The sequence below is a fragment of the Pontibacter sp. HSC-36F09 genome, from assembly GCF_024171605.1.
Taxonomy (GTDB): Bacteria; Bacteroidota; Bacteroidia; order Cytophagales; family Hymenobacteraceae; genus Pontibacter.
On sequence record NZ_JALKAA010000002.1, the window covers coordinates 580,588 to 597,011 of the forward strand.

14 protein-coding genes are annotated in these 16,424 nt (G+C 52.2%); 9 read left to right on the plus strand and 5 right to left on the minus strand.

Annotated elements, in window-relative coordinates; genetic code table 11:
- The first annotated feature begins 219 nt into the window (after window positions 1-219).
- The 3 genes from L1278_RS08550 to L1278_RS08560 all read left to right on the plus strand — a co-directional run bounded on the left by L1278_RS08550 (window position 220) and on the right by L1278_RS08560 (window position 3,123).
- The gene (locus L1278_RS08550) at window positions 220-1,329 is read left to right on the plus strand and encodes a glycosyltransferase (protein WP_253402862.1); all 1,110 of its coding nucleotides are present in this window, start codon (window positions 220-222) and stop codon (window positions 1,327-1,329) included.
- A 40-nt stretch (window positions 1,330-1,369) separates the two neighbouring features.
- Window positions 1,370-2,464 (plus strand): glycosyltransferase, encoded by a 1,095-nt coding sequence (locus L1278_RS08555; RefSeq protein ID WP_253402864.1) that lies wholly within the window; start codon window positions 1,370-1,372, stop codon window positions 2,462-2,464.
- 104 nt (window positions 2,465-2,568) lie between these two features.
- The gene (locus tag L1278_RS08560; RefSeq protein ID WP_253402866.1) at window positions 2,569-3,123 is read left to right on the plus strand and encodes an NUDIX hydrolase; all 555 of its coding nucleotides are present in this window, start codon (window positions 2,569-2,571) and stop codon (window positions 3,121-3,123) included.
- Here the strand turns inward: L1278_RS08560 and hisC are convergent.
- The gene (hisC, locus tag L1278_RS08565) at window positions 3,120-5,273 is read right to left on the minus strand and encodes a histidinol-phosphate transaminase (RefSeq protein ID WP_253402868.1); all 2,154 of its coding nucleotides are present in this window, start codon (window positions 5,271-5,273) and stop codon (window positions 3,120-3,122) included. The two genes, L1278_RS08560 and hisC, sit on opposite strands and share 4 nt — an antisense overlap.
- Before the next feature lie 207 nt (window positions 5,274-5,480).
- On the opposite strand from hisC, the gene L1278_RS08570 reads away from it, so the two are divergent.
- From L1278_RS08570 to L1278_RS08580, 3 genes are all read left to right on the plus strand, one after another.
- Window positions 5,481-5,933 (plus strand): MarR family winged helix-turn-helix transcriptional regulator, encoded by a 453-nt coding sequence (locus L1278_RS08570; protein ID WP_253402870.1) that lies wholly within the window; start codon window positions 5,481-5,483, stop codon window positions 5,931-5,933.
- A gap of 77 nt (window positions 5,934-6,010) precedes the next feature.
- A complete protein-coding gene (locus L1278_RS08575; protein ID WP_253402872.1) occupies window positions 6,011-6,826 on the plus strand; it encodes a TerB family tellurite resistance protein in 816 nt (271 codons plus the stop codon).
- A gap of 160 nt (window positions 6,827-6,986) precedes the next feature.
- Complete coding sequence (locus L1278_RS08580; RefSeq protein WP_253402874.1) at window positions 6,987-8,180, plus strand: serine hydrolase; 1,194 nt, start codon at window positions 6,987-6,989, stop codon at window positions 8,178-8,180.
- Between the two features lie 117 nt (window positions 8,181-8,297).
- Here the strand turns inward: L1278_RS08580 and L1278_RS08585 are convergent, their stop codons facing one another.
- The 4 genes from L1278_RS08585 to L1278_RS08600 all read right to left on the minus strand — a co-directional run bounded on the left by L1278_RS08585 (window position 8,298) and on the right by L1278_RS08600 (window position 14,528).
- Window positions 8,298-9,152 carry a DUF4846 domain-containing protein gene (locus L1278_RS08585; RefSeq protein WP_253402876.1) on the minus strand — a complete coding sequence of 285 codons (855 nt, stop codon included), beginning with the start codon at window positions 9,150-9,152 and terminating at the stop codon, window positions 8,298-8,300.
- Between the two features lie 402 nt (window positions 9,153-9,554).
- Window positions 9,555-12,824, minus strand: a complete 3,270-nt coding sequence (locus L1278_RS08590) for an amidohydrolase family protein (protein ID WP_371927345.1) — start codon at window positions 12,822-12,824, stop codon at window positions 9,555-9,557.
- 355 nt (window positions 12,825-13,179) lie between these two features.
- Window positions 13,180-13,962, minus strand: coding sequence for a hypothetical protein (locus L1278_RS08595; protein WP_253402880.1), 783 nt, complete (start codon window positions 13,960-13,962; stop codon window positions 13,180-13,182).
- A 23-nt stretch (window positions 13,963-13,985) separates the two neighbouring features.
- Complete coding sequence (locus L1278_RS08600; RefSeq protein ID WP_253402882.1) at window positions 13,986-14,528, minus strand: hypothetical protein; 543 nt, start codon at window positions 14,526-14,528, stop codon at window positions 13,986-13,988.
- Window positions 14,529-14,750: 222 nt separating this feature from the next.
- On the opposite strand from L1278_RS08600, the gene L1278_RS08605 reads away from it, so the two are divergent.
- The 3 genes from L1278_RS08605 to L1278_RS08615 all read left to right on the plus strand — a co-directional run bounded on the left by L1278_RS08605 (window position 14,751) and on the right by L1278_RS08615 (window position 16,343).
- Window positions 14,751-15,032: an ATP-dependent Clp protease adaptor ClpS gene (locus tag L1278_RS08605; RefSeq protein ID WP_220625778.1), complete on the plus strand. Its 282-nt coding sequence runs from the start codon at window positions 14,751-14,753 to the stop codon at window positions 15,030-15,032.
- 11 nt (window positions 15,033-15,043) lie between these two features.
- Window positions 15,044-15,652, plus strand: a complete 609-nt coding sequence (gene recR / locus L1278_RS08610; protein WP_253402884.1) for a recombination mediator RecR — start codon at window positions 15,044-15,046, stop codon at window positions 15,650-15,652.
- A gap of 160 nt (window positions 15,653-15,812) precedes the next feature.
- A complete protein-coding gene (locus L1278_RS08615; RefSeq protein WP_253402886.1) occupies window positions 15,813-16,343 on the plus strand; it encodes a transposase in 531 nt (176 codons plus the stop codon).
- Window positions 16,344-16,424: the final 81 nt, after the last annotated feature.

A 16,424-nucleotide genomic window follows, 5' to 3' on the forward strand; every position in this document is an offset into this window, starting at 1 on the left:
GTAAAAAACCGAGAATCACACTAACGGAATCTGGCTTGCACCCGTAATAGAATGCACTGCCGGCAGACGCCGGCCGGCCAGCCATCGGACATCCTTATACCTGGCCGGCACAATTACCTATCCTATACCTGTCTCCAAAGCCGTTCTGCAACCGGACGTACAAGGTATACTGGCCTGAACCAAAACACGATGTAACACATATCTACACCAGAAAAGATAATGAAGATACCCCTTTACCCATCGACTATCCTGATGACTGCCGATACGGTTGGCAGCGTATGGACGTATGCACTGGAGCTAACAAGAGCCGTAGCAGCGCATGGCACCAATGTGGCGCTGGCGACCATGGGAGAGCCCATGAACGAGGAACAGCGCGCGCAGGTTGAAAGCATCTCCAACCTCACGGTATATGAAAGCGAGTATAAACTAGAGTGGATGGACTCCCCTTGGGAGGACGTAGAGAAAGCCGGTGAATGGCTGTTGCAACTGCGCGACCAGGTGCAGCCTGACATGATCCACCTCAACCACTTGAGCTTCGGAAGCCTGGACTGGGGTAAACCCGTGCTGGCCGTGATCCATTCGTGTGTGCTGTCGTGGTGGCGCGCCGTGAAGCAGGAAGAAGCCCCGAAGAAGTGGAACAGGTATAGCGAGATGGTGCGCAAAGGACTGCAGGCAGTTGATATCGTGGTAGCGCCTACGCAGGCCATGATGCACCAGGCAGAAGAACTGTACGGTCCGTTCAAACAGAGTGCCGTGGTGTATAACGGCCGCGGCCAGCAGTACTTTCAGTTCGGACGCAAAGAACCATTCGTCTTCAGCCTGGGCAGGGTGTGGGACGAAGCCAAGAACATTTCCATGCTGGCGCACATCGCCTCGGACCTGCAGTGGCCGGTTTATATAGCTGGCGAAGGCAAGCATCCGGAAACAGGGGAGTCTATGGAACTTGACAATGTGTATTTCCTGGGGCAGCTCACCAACAAAGAGGTGACCGACTGGCTATCCCGAGCGTCTATCTATGCACTGCCTGCCAAATACGAGCCTTTCGGACTGACGGTGCTGGAGGCGGCCATGTCGGGTTGCGCGCTGGTAGTGGGAAAGACCGAAAGCATGGCCGAGGTATGGGGCAATGCCGCCCGGTACGTGGATCCGGCCAGTGCGGATGAACTGCGCGATACGATCGAGAATCTGATAGAAGACGAGTTTTGCCGCAACATCATGGCTTGCCGTGCCGTGAAACGCTCCCATGGATACACTGCCGACCAGATGGCCCAGGACTACAGTTATCTGTACGGGCAGCTGGTCGAGGCACCGGTTTCGGTTTCTAAATGAAAATCTAGCTTATCTTTACCAAAAATTGTCTGACAACGACATGAACATTGTTATACTCGGCCTTTCGATTACAACCTCCTGGGGCAATGGCCATGCCACTACTTACCGTAACCTGGTGCGGGCACTGCACGCCAATGCACACCGCATCCTGTTTCTGGAAAGAAAGCCAACGCAGCGTACTGCCCCCGATTTAGGCGAGCCTGACTTTTGCCAGCTCGGCACATATGCCTCGTTCGAGCAGCTGCGCCAGTACACGGAGCAGGTGCGGGAGGCTGATATGGTGATCGTGGGCTCCAGCCTGGCGGAAGGCAATGCCATCGGGAAATGGGTGATCGAGACGGCAAAGGGCATCAAAGCTTTCTATGATCTGGATGCCCCCGCTACCCTTACCGAACTGGAAGGCCAGGGACCGACTTACCTCAATGCGAGCCTGATACCTGCCTTCGACCTATACCTGTCCTGCACAGGCGGTCCGGCGCTGGAGCTGTTTGAACAGAAATATGGTGCCCGCATGGCACGGCCGCTGTATTTTTCAGTCGACCCGACACTATACCACCAGGAGTACCGCGAGATAAAATGGGACCTGGGTTACCTGGGCACTTATTCAGAGGACAGGCAGTTGACTTTGCAGAAACTGATGGTGGATGCCGCGGCACAGTGGCCCGCCGGACGTTTTGCGGTGGCGGGCACCAAATATCCCGAAGACATGGGCTGGCCCGGCAACATCACTATGCTCCATCACCTGACGCCAGTTGAGCACCGCGATTTCTTCAATAGCCAGCGCTTTGCCCTGAGCATCGCCCGCGCCGGCACCAGCAGGTTTGGCTACACCCCGAGCATGCGACTTTTTGAAGCGGCCGCCTGCTGCACACCCGTCATCTCCGACTATTGGGAAGGTATAGAGACGCTGTTCGAGCCTGAGTCTGAGATTCTGATCACCAAGAGTGCCTCCGAAACGCTCCGTTATCTCCGCGAGATCTGTACATCTGAGCGGAAGGCGATCGGTATGCGGGCGCGTCGCAAGGTGATGGCGCACCACACGGCCGCACATCGCGCCCACGAGCTGGAAACCTACGTCGGGGAGCTCATGACTCTGGATACTTCCAATGAAGAACAGCTGGAGGTGATCAGCTGAAATAAACTTGTTTAAATTGCATAAGCCATACCTGTTATGCTGTGAAGCAGGTATGGCTCTTTTTTGTGCAGTAGCCACTGCTCCGCACTGATAATTTGAAAACAATGAAGAAAGGATTAGAACGCTGGAAAACACTCAAGTCGGAAGTAGTCTTTAACCACAAGTGGTATACCTTGCGCCGCGACCACGTGGAGCTGCCCAACGGTCACCAGATGGATGATTATTTTGTAAGCGTGCGCCCCGATGTGGTGCTCACTTTTCCGATCACCGAAGATGGAAACGTGCTTTTTGTGCGGCAATACAAACACGCTGCCAGCGATATTTTTATCGAGTTGCCGGGTGGCGTAATTGATGCGCACGAAACCGACCCGCAGGAAGCAGCCCGTCGCGAGCTGCTGGAAGAAACCGGCTATACCTCCGACGACGTAGAGTTGCTCCTAGAAGTGATCGACAACCCGACAAAGGACACTAACAAAATCTACTTCTTCCTGATGCGCAACGCGCGCGAAGTGGCTGCCCAGGACCTGGACGAGAGCGAGCACATCGAAGTGCTGAAAGTGCCCCTCCACGAAGTCGAGCAAATGGTGCTCAACGGGCAAGTGCATGTGTCGGGCTCGGTGGCACTCTGCCTGCTGGCCCTCCGCAAACTGGGGCTTTAGTCAGCTGGCTGCCAGGCAGTGGCTGCGATGATGTTGGTGTTTTTCCAATGCAAGGTATAGCCAGCCGTATGCGCAGCCAGGCTGAACTGCGGGTGCAGGTCCAACTCCTCCTGGATCTGGGCTGCTGTCACCAGAACCGGAGCGGGTTTAAAACCATTGCGTATGAGGCGGTGCTGCCAGGCATCGAGGCGTTCGTGGCGCTCCACGCGGTCACTTCCTTCAAAGGCCACCACATTAAGGATCTCTCTTCCAAAAAACTCCTGCTCGATCACGCGTCGCTCCGGCATATCGGCAGGCAGCAGAGTGTCAAGCACATCAAACACGGTGTGGTAGTGGCGCAGTGACTCCCGCAGACGGGGCAGAAAATCGAGTCGGTTGTGCTCGGAGTCTGGTTCGGTGAGGGTGAGCAGCTCAGGACGCAGCGTTCGGATCTGCTCCAGTACCCGGTCGCGTTGGTCAGGTATAGCCACTAGTTCGTCGGCAAGGTGATGCAGGGTGAGTGCGGCATTCACGATCAAGGTATGGGAAGGGTCGATCTCCAGTGTTTGCAGGTCGAAGTCTTCGAGGCGGGTGGCGACATAGGTATAGCTGAAGTCTAGACCCAGACGCCCGGCATGCGCTGCCAGGCGAGCGCCGGTAGCCTGCAGCTTGTAAGTCGGGTCATCGTTGCTGTTGTCCGGTATATCGATGCCGGTGAGGTGCAGGGTAGGGCGCTCCCCAGGTATAGCCGCCAATAACTCCATTAAATGGAACCATTGCAAACCGCTACCTATACCCAGGTCGAGCATGTATACCGATGACTTTCCGGCAATGGTTGGCAGGATGGAGTGGTTGGCAAAGCGGTGCCCGAAAGTGACCAGAGGCGTGGCCGTTACCAGTACATTGAAGGCCGCGATCATGTCCATCACTCCAAAATTAGAAGCATATAGATTGCCGGAGTCCTTGGTTATACCTTGCTGGCAGCGCAATGCCAGGGCACGCGCAAAAGCCTGCGCAATGCGGCCCTCTGCGTCTGTTTGCCCGGCCGCTCTGTCCAGCAGATCGTGTGCAACGGCTGCCGCCTCTTCAGGCTGATCCTGTACCAGGTAGCCCAAGTCAAGCACTTGTGCCAGAAGGGGTTGTGTGGCGTATACGCGGGAGGGGTGTAGCAATTCTTGTAGCATTTGTAGGAGGTATAGCTGGTGCTCGTCCGGGCCTATGGTCAGGCGCAAGGTATGGTGGTCGGCACGGCGCACCAGGATATGGTTTGCGAGTAAGTAGTTGTGAATTTCATCGGCGCTGTAGCCGCCAGCATCCAGTAGCAGAAAATTACCCTGTGATGGCCAGAACTGCACGCCCATTCTATGCAGTGCCTGTTCCAGCTTGCTTTTCCCGATCTGTGTCGCCTGCAGCGTCTTATACAGGAAGTGCTCATCCTCCAGGGCAGCCAGGGCAGCGACCTGAGCCAGCTGGTTCACATTGTAGGGCTGTTTCACTTCCATTACCTGCTCAATCAGGTGTTGCTGCGCGACCATATACCCGATGCGAACAGAGGCGAGTCCGTAGGCTTTGGAGAAAGTGCGCAGCACGACCAGGTTAGGATAGCGCGACAGCATGGCCACTGCGTCGGCACAATCGGGAGCGGTAACATACTCGATGTAAGCCTCGTCGACTACGACGGTAACATGTGGCGGCAGCGAGTCGAGTACCTGCTCCAGTTCAGTGCTTGTCAGGTAAGTCCCGGTCGGGTTATTGGGGTTGCAGAGAAAGCAGAGCCGCGTAGAAGGCCCCACTTGACGTTTTAAAGCAGCAACATCGATCCGATAGCTACTGGTTAGCGGAATTTCCGAGCAGGGAATGCGCAGCGCGCGGGCTTCCTGGCAGTACAGCGGGTAGGAAGGCGTGAAAGTCAGCACTTCCCCGTCCCTGTCATGACCACAAAAACGGCGCACCAGGAGCGAAATCAGCTCTGCCGAGCCGCTTCCCACCACAATTTCGTCAGCCCGTACCCCTAACTTGGTGGCCAGGGCATGTCGCAGGTCGGAGGCGTCGGGGGTGGGGTAACCGTGCACGCTGTTCAAGGCTTGTTGCATGGCGGCAAGCACCTGCGGTGATGATCCGAACAGGTTTTCGTTGGTGGCAGCTTGATAAGGGAGGCGTTTGGTTTCCATATGCAGATGGTGCGGCGGGTTGGTGACGTCTGCAATATAGTACTTAGGAAATGTATATGATACTTTTTGTCTAAGGTTTAAACATAAAAAAATAATAACAAAGTTAAATTCTCTAACTTGTTCCGCTTGTCAAAGTAACTAAATGTTTGGAAATGTTGTATATACAATTATTGCAAGCGTTATTGCACCCTACTAGATTTTTTTCACATGAAGTTAGAAGATGAATTAAAGATGCCGAAGTTCAGGAACTCCTACCAGAAGGCTTCCCTGAACCTGATGTTTACAGGCGAGTGGATGATGGCACGCGTCGACAGCCTGCTCAAACCCTACGATATTTCTTCGCAGCAATTCAATGTGCTGCGCATCCTCAGAGGACAACAGGGGAAACCCATCAACCTATTCACGATACAGGAGCGCATGCTCAACCGCATGAGCAACGCCACCCGGTTGGTAGAGAAACTGCGTTTGAAGGGACTGGTGACCCGCGAGCTTTGCGAACAGAACAGGCGCAAGGTAGAAATTGCCATTACAGCCAAAGGCATAGAATTGCTCGATAGCCTGGATCCGCTGATGCAACAATTGGAAGAGGATACATTTAAGAACCTGTCGGCTGAAGAGGCCCAGCATCTGAGCGATACGCTGGATCGGGTACGAGATTAACAGAGGCAGAATGTTCCACTACGCTTAACTTCTGACAAGCCCTATCGTTTAAAAGTCAGAAAGAACACTAAAAAGCTATGGAACAAGAACAAACCACATTATTGAAGGATTATACCATGGAAGAGAAAGGTGCCTATTTAGCGGCCCTTGCTTCCATGGCCTCCGCCGATGGGCATGCCTCTGAAGAGGAACTGGAGTTTCTGAGGGTATTGAGCGAAGCAGCCGAAATGCCGGAGAACGTAGAGCAGGAAGTGCTCTCTATTGCCCAAAACCCCTCCCAAATCAGCCTGAAACGTGTGCTGGATGTGCTGCAGAAGAGTCAGTTGCGCTTTTCCTTCATCACCGATATCATCAGCTTTGCCAAGGCAGACGGCGAGTATACCCAGGATGAGCAAAAGCGCATTCAGGAGATGGCCAACTACCTGGGTGTGGACCAGAAGCAATACAGTGTGCTCGAGCAGTTTGTAAACAAGGCAGATGAAGCACAACAGCACGGCGAGGATCCTACAACGCAGTCCTTTATGAGTAAGAACGGTTTCAGCGATATGTTCAAAAATGCCGGTATCTCCCCGCAAATGGTGCAGGGTATACTAGGTATAGCAGCGCCCATTGTGCTGGCCCGCCTGATGAGTGGTGGCAAACGCCGTGGCGGAGGCATGATGGGCGGCATGGGCGGTGGCCTTTTGGGCGGATTGCTTGGCGGCATGATGACAGGCCGCGGTGGCCTGATGGGAGGTGGCCGACGTTCTACCAGCGGACTGGGCTCGATGGCCTCGGTGCTGGGGGGGCTGAACGGCCGTAGCCGCTACGGCGGCATGGGCTCCGGCGGACTCGGCAGCTTGCTGGGCGGACTGTTTGGCGGCAGTAAGCGGGGCGGCAGCACGAGCTGGTAGGTATAGCCAGGCGCTATACCTGATGTGCAGGTATAAATAATATAAAGAGCGGGAGGTGAGCAAAACCTACCGCTCTTTTTTGTGTGATGACAGCGCCGGACTAGCAGTTATACCTTACTTTGAGTAATTTTAGAGAGATCTTCCATACCTATCAGACACGATGATAAAAAGTAAAATTTTATACCTGGCGCTGACCTTGGCGCTCGGCTTTTCTTCCTGCCAGCAACAGCCGCAACAACCTACTGTAACTGAACAGGCGCAAGCCACAGAAGGCAAGGTATACTACCCGGGCAAAGGTGATAACTGGGAAAAGAAGCAGCCGGATCAGCTAGGTATGGATGCCGCGATGCTACAGGAAGCCGTGGAATGGGCCAGACAGCAGGAAACGACCCAGATGCCAAAAAATTTCTCTACACAGGAAGAGATTTTTGGCAAAATGCTCGGACCTATACCTGATGACAGAGCCAGCACCAATGGCATCATCCTCAGAAACGGCTTCATCGTGGCCGAGTGGGGCGAAACAGAGCGGGTGGATCCGACCTATAGCGTGGCCAAAAGCGTGCTTTCTACCATTCTAGGTATAACGATCGATCGTGGGATGATCAAAGACATCCACGACCCGGTGGCAAATTATGTGCAGGACGGTGGCTATGACTCGGAACAGAACCGGAAGGTAACCTGGGAACACCATGTACGGCAAACCAGTGAATGGGAAGGGGAGTTGTGGGGCAAGAAACACGACTTCGTAGGCAAAGCGGAATTTGGCAGAGGTGAGCGCAAGCCACGTGCGCTACAGGAGCCGGGAACCCACTATGAATACAATGATGTGCGCATCAATCGCTTTGCTTTGTCGCTGCTGCGCCTCTGGAAGAAACCTATACCGGAGGTGTTTAAAGATGAAGTGATGGACCCGATTGACGCCTCCAATACCTGGCAATATGTGCCCTACCGCAACTCGTATGTAGAACTGGACGGCAAACGCGCGCCCTCAGTAAGCGGCGGTACCCGCTGGGGCGGCGGCCTCTGGATCAGCGCCCGCGACGAAGCCCGCTTCGGCTACCTTTTTCTCCGCAACGGCCGCTGGAAAGACAAGCAAATTGTGTCAGAAGAATGGGTGAAGGAAGCGACGACCTCCCGCGGACCAGTTGGTCCTGACTACGGTTACCTGTGGTGGCTCAACACCGAAGGCAAAGCCTGGCCAAGTGCCCCGACTACCAGTTATGCCGCTCTAGGTGCCGGGCAGAACACGATCTGGGTAGACCCCGAGCATGATATCGTGATCGTGTGGCGCTGGCATAACGGTAATCCGGATGAGTTGATCAAAAGGGTGCTGGCAGCGGTGAAGGAGAAGTAGAGTTGTTGATTGTTATTTAGAATTGTAAAGTGGTAGGTATGGCGCGAGCGTCTTCGCTCGTGTCTTCTATAGCGGGGCCTCTGGCCCCTTCTTTATATTCTTATACATAGATCAAAATCAAAACCGCTTCAAGTGGTTCCGTTGAAACGACCACTCCGGCGTGAGAAGCGGGCCACTGAAGTTGCTGCTATACCAGGGGCTTATACCTGGGTTCATCGGATTTTTCAGAATGTGGATTTCCTGCGCTGGCATATAGCTTTGGGCGAGCAGGAACAGCTTTTCTCCAGTTTGCGCAACCGCCATATCCATTACGATCACAGCATGGCCGGGACTTCCGCCCTTGATGAAAACGTCGCCAATTTGTAGGTCATTCATCGAAAGAGCTTTCATTTCTTTCTCCAGCGACAGGGTGCCGGCATAGGTAAACACAACTTGCAGGTAATCCTTGAAGGAAGCATAGGCAGTTGATGGAGCTGCTTTTTTTACCCATGAGCAATCATTGCCTTTCACTTGTACCCGGTAACCCTGCTGCCATTTGCTATAGTCTGCCCGGAAGCCGCTCGTGAAGTTAAAGTGAATAGCATCGTATTTTTCCTGCCCATACAAATACTCCGCCCGCAGTCGCATCACAGCATCAGCGCATTGTTGCAGATCGCGGGTGCCAACATCTATGTCGAGCACAGCATCATAGATATTGTCGTTTGGTTTGATGGCACCGTTGTAGTAATGCACCTGTGCGCCATGCGGTTTTAACTTGAAATGCTGGAGATAAGCTCCAAAAGTATTCACGGATTGCACAGCTCTTTTGTAACCTCTCGGTGGGGAAAACCTCTCTGCTATTGTCTTACCTGCAGGGTTGACCAGCACTTCGGTCTCGGTTATACCTTCAAGAATTTCAGCTGCTACCTGCTCGGCTTTGGAACCGCAGGCGGTGAGCAAAATGAAGAGAATGCTGTACAGGTATAGCGGCATGGGGCGGAGGTTAGGTTATGAACTAAGTTAATAGTTTTAATTGAATTTGCAAGCATTTATCAGTTAAGTAGATAGTTAATATTTAATAGATTCTTTATAGGGCCAAAGGCCTAAAGCCATCAACATAAGCTTTCTCATGTCATTTCGACCTGGGGTAGGGGACCTCGTTTTGGGAGAAATCTGAAATATTGCCACTGCTCTCCGAGAATTCGGATCTCTCATTACTTTCGAGATGACAGTATAGATTTATTGTTCCTTAAGTTAATGGAGTAGCGCCAGAGGCCCCCGATAGTCGACACGAGCAAGGACGCTCGCGCCATACCCAATGCTTATACCTTCAAAAACAAAACGAGCCGACTCAAAAGAGTCGGCTCGTTCCTTTTTAGTTTATACCTGAAGATCTTAGTGACGGCAGGTGCAATTTTCACCGGCTATACCTTCTACGCGGGTGTCGGTACCTTCGTGCCAGTCAAAAGAAGAAGCGTACTTGCTGTTTTCCCACCAGAATTTGCCTGGTTTGCGTTCGTGGTTGCCAACTTCATTCATGGTGGCAGCATCAAACAGACGGCCGTTTACCATGGTGTAGCGCACGTGTTCTGAGTTCTGGATGTTCTCCAGCGGGTTCTGGTCCAACACGATCAGGTCGGCCAGTTTGCCGGTTTCCAAGGAGCCGATGTCTTTGCCCATACCCAGGTACTCGGCACCGTTCAGGGTTGCGGCACGCAGTGCTTCCATGTTGGTCATGCCGCCTTGCTGCAGCATCCACAGTTCCCAGTGTGCACCTAAGCCTTGCAGCTGTCCGTGGGCACCGAGGTTCACTTTCACACCAGCGTCCGTCAGGGCCTTGCTGGCTTCAGAAGTCTTGAAGTAACCGTTCTTGTACTCCTCGTCCGGTACCTGCATCACAAAGCGTGAGCGACCGTCGATCACAGAGCGTGGCGTGAATTTCAGGAGTCTTTCCTTCTCCCATACCTTGGTGTTCTGGTACCAGTAGTACTCGCCGCTGGTGGCGCCGTAGTTCACAATCAGGGTAGGGGTGTAACCAGTTTTAGAAGCTTTCCATACCTCTACCACATCTTTGTAAAGCGGATGAACCGGGATGTTATGCTCAATGCCGGTGTGACCGTCCAGGATCATGCTCATGTTGTGGAAGAAGGTAGAACCACCCTCTGGTACCACGGTCATGTCCAGCTCGCGGGCTGCCTGAATAATCTGCTGGCGCTGCTCACGGCGTGGCTGGTTGTAGCTCTTCACCGAGAAACCACCGGCAGCCTGAATACGGCGCAGGTGCGAACGGGCATCGTCGAGGCTGTTCACCACGGCTTTGAAGCTACCATCAGCTCCGTACAGAATCGTGCCTGTCGAGAAAATTCTAGGACCTACCATGTGCCCCGCCTTCACGGCCTCGGACTGGCTGAACACCATCTCCGTAGTAGAAGAAGGGTCGTGTGTGGTCGTTACGCCGTAAGCCAGGTTGGCCAGGTAGGACCACTGCTGTTTCGGGCTCATGCCGTTGCGGAAAGTACCCAGGTGCGCGTGAACATCTACTATACCTGGCATAATCGTTTTGCCGCTGGCGTCGATCACTTTCGCGTCTTTTGGCACGGCTATACCTTTGCCAACTGACACAATGCGGTTGCCGTCTACTACGATCGTACCGCCTTCGATCACTTCATCGCCTTTCATCGTGATGATGCGGGCATTGGTGAAGGCTACTTTGCCTTGCGGGGCATCAGTTTTGAACTCCAGCCCGATTTTTATACCTGTCGTGTCGATGGCAGGCAGTTTCTCCGGGGCACCTTCCAGGAAGGCGAAGCGGTCTTTCAGGTCATTGGAGAAATACTCATCACCCAGCACCCAGTTCACTTTCTTGCTGTCGCCTGACCAGTGCACGCTTGTTCCAGCGTCTTTGGTGAAGCGGGCCACAGGCACAGCCTTGGTCTCTGCGCTCAGTTCCATGCCGGCACCGTTAGCCGAGAAAGGCACCACATAGCCGTTGAACAGCTCCACAAAAGCCAGCCACTTGTTGTCCGGGCTCGGGTAGAACTGGTCGGTGTAGGTAGAAGTATAGTGCGTACGCTCCTCTTTGCCGCTCAGGTCCACACTCTTGAAAGCAGTTTTACCACCTCCGTAAGCCGAGAAGAAGATGCGGTCAGAAGTTGCGTTGAACAGCGGAAGTGAGCCGCTCTTTTGTACCAGTGTCGGGTTTTTTCCTTCGGCGGTCATGTAATAAATGCCGCGCTCGTTGCCATGCGCATAGCCCATGTGGTTGTTGCCACCGTCTTTGCTATACACAATCAGCTTGCCGTTCGGTGAGAAAGAGGCGTTGGTATAGAATCCTTTCTCAGAAGTGAGTTTGGTTGGCTTGGCGTTTTTCTTGCGGATGTCCACTTTCACCAGCGCACCCAGGTTGTCATCGTCCCAGGTAGAGAAGAGAAGGGTCTTGCCATCTGGCGAGAAAGCCGGATAGAATTCGAAATCCTTGCCATTGGTCACGCGCTCCGGCTTACCGTTTGGCAGTTCTTTTTTGTAGATATGACCCGCCGCATTGAACACGAGCAACTTGCCGTCAGGCGAGGTCACGGCGTGGCGAATAGCCTTGGCCGTGAACTGGTCCGGCGATACGCCTGCCTTGCTGAAATCGTGGCGAACAGCTTCGGCGATATGGTGTGTGGCAGTCGCTTCGAATGGTATGTTGGTTACTTTCTGGCTGGCTACGTCGATCTTGTTGATCTTGCCACCCGCCCAGAACACAATGCTCTTGTTGTCGGGCGTCCAGGCAAAGTTCGGGTATACCCCGAAAATAGCCCAGGCTTCCTGCTGGTCGTGGTTGAGCTGGTCGTAAATCGGCCACTGCTCACCTGTCTTCAGGTCATGAAGGAAGAGTACCGACTTGGTGCGCACGCGGCGCACGAAAGCCAGTTGCTTGCCATCGCGGGAGATAACCGGGCGGACCGAACCACCATTACCGGTCACCACGTTCTCAATTGCGCCTGTGTTGCGGTCTACGCGACGAATGACGTAGATCTGGCCGTTCGGATCTTTGTTGTACTCAAACGTAGAGCCGCCGCTCATGTCTTCAGAGAAGTACACATACTTGCCGTCCGGCGATACTACCGGCTCGCCAACGTCCTGCTGGTCGTTTTTGCGCTTGGTCAGCTGCACACCGCTTCCACCCGACTTATGGTACATCCACATTTCGCCGGCACCCAGCGAACGGGAGGCCGTGAAGTGCTTGCGGGCAATCAGGTACTCACCATCTGGCGTCCAGACGGCGTTATTCAGGAGTCGGAAATTTTCTTTGGTGATCTGCTTGGCATCAGAGCCATCGCGCTTCATTACCCAGATGTTGTCGCCGCCACCCGCATCGGAGGTAAAGGAAATGAACTTACCATCGGGACTGAACCGAGGCTGTACTTCGTAGGCGCGGCCACTGCGAAGGAGTTTCGCTTTGCCACCGGACATTGGCATGCTGTAGATGTCGCCGAGCATGTCAAACACGATCTCTTTGCCGTCCGGACTCACGTCCACACTCATCCAGGTGCCTTCGTCGGTTGTTACGGTGATTTCTTTTTGCGGTCCGCGGGCTTCTTCCACGTTCCATTTGTTGTCTTTTTTGTCCTGCGCCGTGGCTGTGCCCAAAGGTAAGGCAAGCGCCGCCGCCAGGAACATACTCCAATAGGTATGCTTCTTCATGACAGGGTGTTTGTCGATTAGATTAGGTTAGATTCTCAAATTTAGCGATTTGAGGGGAGAAATCAGAAAAGGTTTAAAATGGGTAGGGAGGAATAATGATGATGGAGGGGAATGTGAATCTTGCGGACAATTTCGAGCCTGAATGTTTTGGAGATCTGGAGGTATAGTTTTTCAATCGTAATACCTGTTATTCTGGAGAAATCTTGGTGGAAGGGAGGTTAAGCCTTTGCTACTCAGTTATAAGCTCATCGACTGCTTGCCGCGAGTGTGAGGTATACGGTAGACTCTGGCCACTTATTTGTCTTGGAGAAGTGTTTAAAGCCTTCTCCAATCACGGACATGGGTTGTCATCATGCAGATTTCCGTAAATGGCAAATACCTCATCGCTATTATAAGAATATTTAAGACGAATAATTTTATAGCAATTTGCCTGTACCACAAAAGTGAAATCTTCCAGTTGTGCAGCTGTGTTTCCGCTACCATTCTCAAAATGTTCAAAATATCCCGGCAGGGCTCTTTCTAATTCATAGAAATCATCACCAACTTTAAATTTAGGTATAGTCTCCTTTATTATCTCCCGACGGATGTCGTCAGGCATCAATCGAAACGCATACGCAGGAAAGAGAGTTGGGAAAATTTTAAGGTATAGCACCATAAAAGTGGTGGGGTATAGAATTACGGATGTTCTCATGAACCAGCTTTCTTGCATTTTTTTTACAATCCTACTACTCCTGATCAAAGCCAAATATATACTTCCAAACAGTACCCCGATTAGGAAAGCAATCCAAAATACTACTTTGAAGTCACTCTTTAAAAACAGCCAGCCAATCAGAATTGTAAAAACAATGACAGCGTATATGCCAGTGAAAATCGGGAAGATAGGATAGGAGAATATCTTACTTGAATGGTTGAGCCGTCTTAATGGCAAGAGTATAAATATTAGCCATGCTATTGTCACGAAAATTGCTGACCAAAAAATGATTACACCTAAATCATCTGCTCGTCCATCTGCAATACCTTGCTGAAGGGCAATGAAAACTATCGACAAAGCCCAAGCAACAGAAATCGCCAAAAAGGATAGAGGTCCTGTAGCCTTATTTATACCTTCAGTCAATTTATCAGACTCTTTTCTTTCAATTACTCCACCTCAAACTCCCTCGGCAAATCAAAGCTCAGCGGCTTGTTGCGGCTGTGGATCTGCTCCAGAAAGCTGTTGAGCTCGTCTTTATACTCCAGGTGGTAATCTTCGTGCAGGTTCTTGCGAATGAGTTGGATGGTGCGCTGCAGAAGGCGGGCGGTGGCGGTATAGAAGGCTTTGTAATAGCTGTCGAAGTGGCCGGTGAAGTTTTCGAAGATCAGGCGCAGCAGGTATAAGTGCAGGTCAGTTTCGAGCTTCACGTCTTTGGTAATACGCTTGAAACGGGCAATTTCCTTGGCCGACTTGCGCAACGACTTGGTCAGGGCACGACCCAGGTAGCGACCGGAGGTGTCCATCATCAGTTCGCGTATCTTTTCTGCGGTCTGGTCATAGGCCTCTTCCGGCGTAAGTTCGCCCAGTTCAATGGCCAGCAAATCGTACAGCTCCCCGTCGCGGCGGGCAGCTTTGATGATGATGGCTTCCTTTTCTTTATCGCTCAGCTGCTTGACAGCTTTTTTAAAACCAGTAGAGACGGTGGGCATAGGTATATATAAGCTATACCTGTAAAGCTAGGTAAAATAGGCGTGCTGTTCAAGATGGTCGGGCCGTAAATATAGCTTGAAATATGTGCTTTTGCAGGAATTAACCCCGGCTCCGGATTGTTTTAAACTATACCTTTTTCAGATAGCCGGAGCTGGCCGGGGAGAGCTGTATTATAATGCGTTCTGCTTCCGTAGCTCCATAAAAATTCGTAATTTTGCACTATGAATATTGAGACTCAAATTTTACATCAGGATGAAGTGGCTCTGCTCGAAGAGAGCACCGATCTGCACAACCTGATTGTGTATAACGACGACGTGAATACGTTTGACCACGTGATTACAACGCTTATCAAGGTATGCGGCCACTCGGCGGAACAGGCGGAGCAATGCACGCTGCTGATCCACTACAAAGGCAAGTGCACCGTGAAGGTGGGGTCTTACGAAGAGCTGGCAGGTATGTGCACTGCCCTGCATGACAAAGACCTATCGGCCAACATCGAGTAGCGGGAGGTTGAATGGAATTTCCGTCTAAACTGATTGAAAACGCCGTTGAGGAGCTGGCGAAGCTCCCGGGCGTAGGGCGCAAGACTGCCCTACGGTTGGCGCTGCACATGCTTAAAGAGGAATCTGAAGAGACTTTTCTGCTGGCCGAGGCACTCGTGAAAATGCGCACCGAAGTGAAGCATTGCAGGGAATGCCACAACATTTCAGACACTGAGGTATGTGGTATCTGCCTCAACCCGCTGCGCGACCGCAGCCTGCTGTGCGTAGTAAGCGACATCCGCGATGTAATCGCTATCGAGAATACCTCGCAGTTCAAGGGCCTGTACCACGTGCTGGGCGGTGTGATCTCGCCGATTGAAGGCGTAGGGCCATCGGACCTCCACATCGACTCGCTGCTGGAGCGTCTGCCGAACTCCGAAGTAAAAGAAATATTGCTGGCCATCAGCCCGACCATGGAAGGCGACACCACTGCTTTTTACCTGACCCGCAAACTCCGCGACCACAACGTGCGCATCACGACCATCGCCCGTGGTGTGCCAGTAGGGGGTGAGCTGGAATATACCGATGAAATTACCCTGGGACGCAGCATTGTAGAGCGTACTTCTTACGGGAAGAATTAAAATTATCTTTTTGAAAGCTGAGGAAGGACATGCGAACCGCGTGTCCTTTTTTTGTTTTGGTAGGTAGGGTATGGCGCGAGCGTCCACGCTCGTGTCTACTATCGTGGGGCCTCTGGCCCCTTTATAATCATCTGCGTACAATTTCTCAAACTTTAAACTTATGTCTGAGAAGTATAAAATCTACAGAGGAGGCCTGTTCTTCGTTACCCTTACAGTGGCCGGCTGGATAGATGTATTCACCAGAAGAGAATACGCTGATGAAGTGGTACAGAACCTGAACTACTGCAGCAAAAACAAAGGGCTACAGGTATACAGTTATTGCCTGATGCCCAGTCACCTGCACATGGTTTGCTCAGTAGAAGATGGCTATTTGAGTAGTGTACTCCGAGACTTTAAGAGTTATACAGCTAAAAGGATCATAACTCAGATTGAAAACAATCTAACTGAGAGCAGAAAAGAATGGTTGCTATACCTGTTTCGCTTCTTCAGGCGGCACAATACGCACAACAAAGAATATCAATTCTGGCAACAGCACAACCATCCCATTGACCTGACGGATACGCCCATGCTTCAACAGAAAATTAATTACATTGAGCAGAATCCGGTGGTGGCTGGCTTGGTGACCGATGCAGCTTACTATACTTTCAGCAGTGCAAACCCAGGTAGTGGTGTGATGCTGGCAGAAGTGTAAAAAAAGCAAAGGGGCCAGAGGCCCCACGATAGTAGACACGAGCGAGGACGCTCGCGCCATATAATGCTATCAAGCCAATGG

What these genes read in the sequence shown, in the direction of transcription:
- L1278_RS08550 (WP_253402862.1), top strand. Translation starts at nt 220, where the DNA reads ATGAAGATACCCCTTTACCCATCGACTATCCTGATGACTGCCGATACG.
- L1278_RS08555 (WP_253402864.1), top strand. Translation starts at nt 1,370, where the DNA reads ATGAACATTGTTATACTCGGCCTTTCGATTACAACCTCCTGGGGCAAT.
- L1278_RS08560 (WP_253402866.1), top strand. Translation starts at nt 2,569, where the DNA reads ATGAAGAAAGGATTAGAACGCTGGAAAACACTCAAGTCGGAAGTAGTC.
- hisC (WP_253402868.1), bottom strand. Translation starts at nt 5,273, where the DNA reads ATGGAAACCAAACGCCTCCCTTATCAAGCTGCCACCAACGAAAACCTG.
- L1278_RS08570 (WP_253402870.1), top strand. Translation starts at nt 5,481, where the DNA reads ATGAAGTTAGAAGATGAATTAAAGATGCCGAAGTTCAGGAACTCCTAC.
- L1278_RS08575 (WP_253402872.1), top strand. Translation starts at nt 6,011, where the DNA reads ATGGAACAAGAACAAACCACATTATTGAAGGATTATACCATGGAAGAG.
- L1278_RS08580 (WP_253402874.1), top strand. Translation starts at nt 6,987, where the DNA reads ATGATAAAAAGTAAAATTTTATACCTGGCGCTGACCTTGGCGCTCGGC.
- L1278_RS08585 (WP_253402876.1), bottom strand. Translation starts at nt 9,152, where the DNA reads ATGCCGCTATACCTGTACAGCATTCTCTTCATTTTGCTCACCGCCTGC.
- L1278_RS08590 (WP_371927345.1), bottom strand. Translation starts at nt 12,824, where the DNA reads ATGTTCCTGGCGGCGGCGCTTGCCTTACCTTTGGGCACAGCCACGGCG.
- L1278_RS08600 (WP_253402882.1), bottom strand. Translation starts at nt 14,528, where the DNA reads ATGCCCACCGTCTCTACTGGTTTTAAAAAAGCTGTCAAGCAGCTGAGC.
- L1278_RS08605 (WP_220625778.1), top strand. Translation starts at nt 14,751, where the DNA reads ATGAATATTGAGACTCAAATTTTACATCAGGATGAAGTGGCTCTGCTC.
- recR (WP_253402884.1), top strand. Translation starts at nt 15,044, where the DNA reads ATGGAATTTCCGTCTAAACTGATTGAAAACGCCGTTGAGGAGCTGGCG.
- L1278_RS08615 (WP_253402886.1), top strand. Translation starts at nt 15,813, where the DNA reads ATGTCTGAGAAGTATAAAATCTACAGAGGAGGCCTGTTCTTCGTTACC.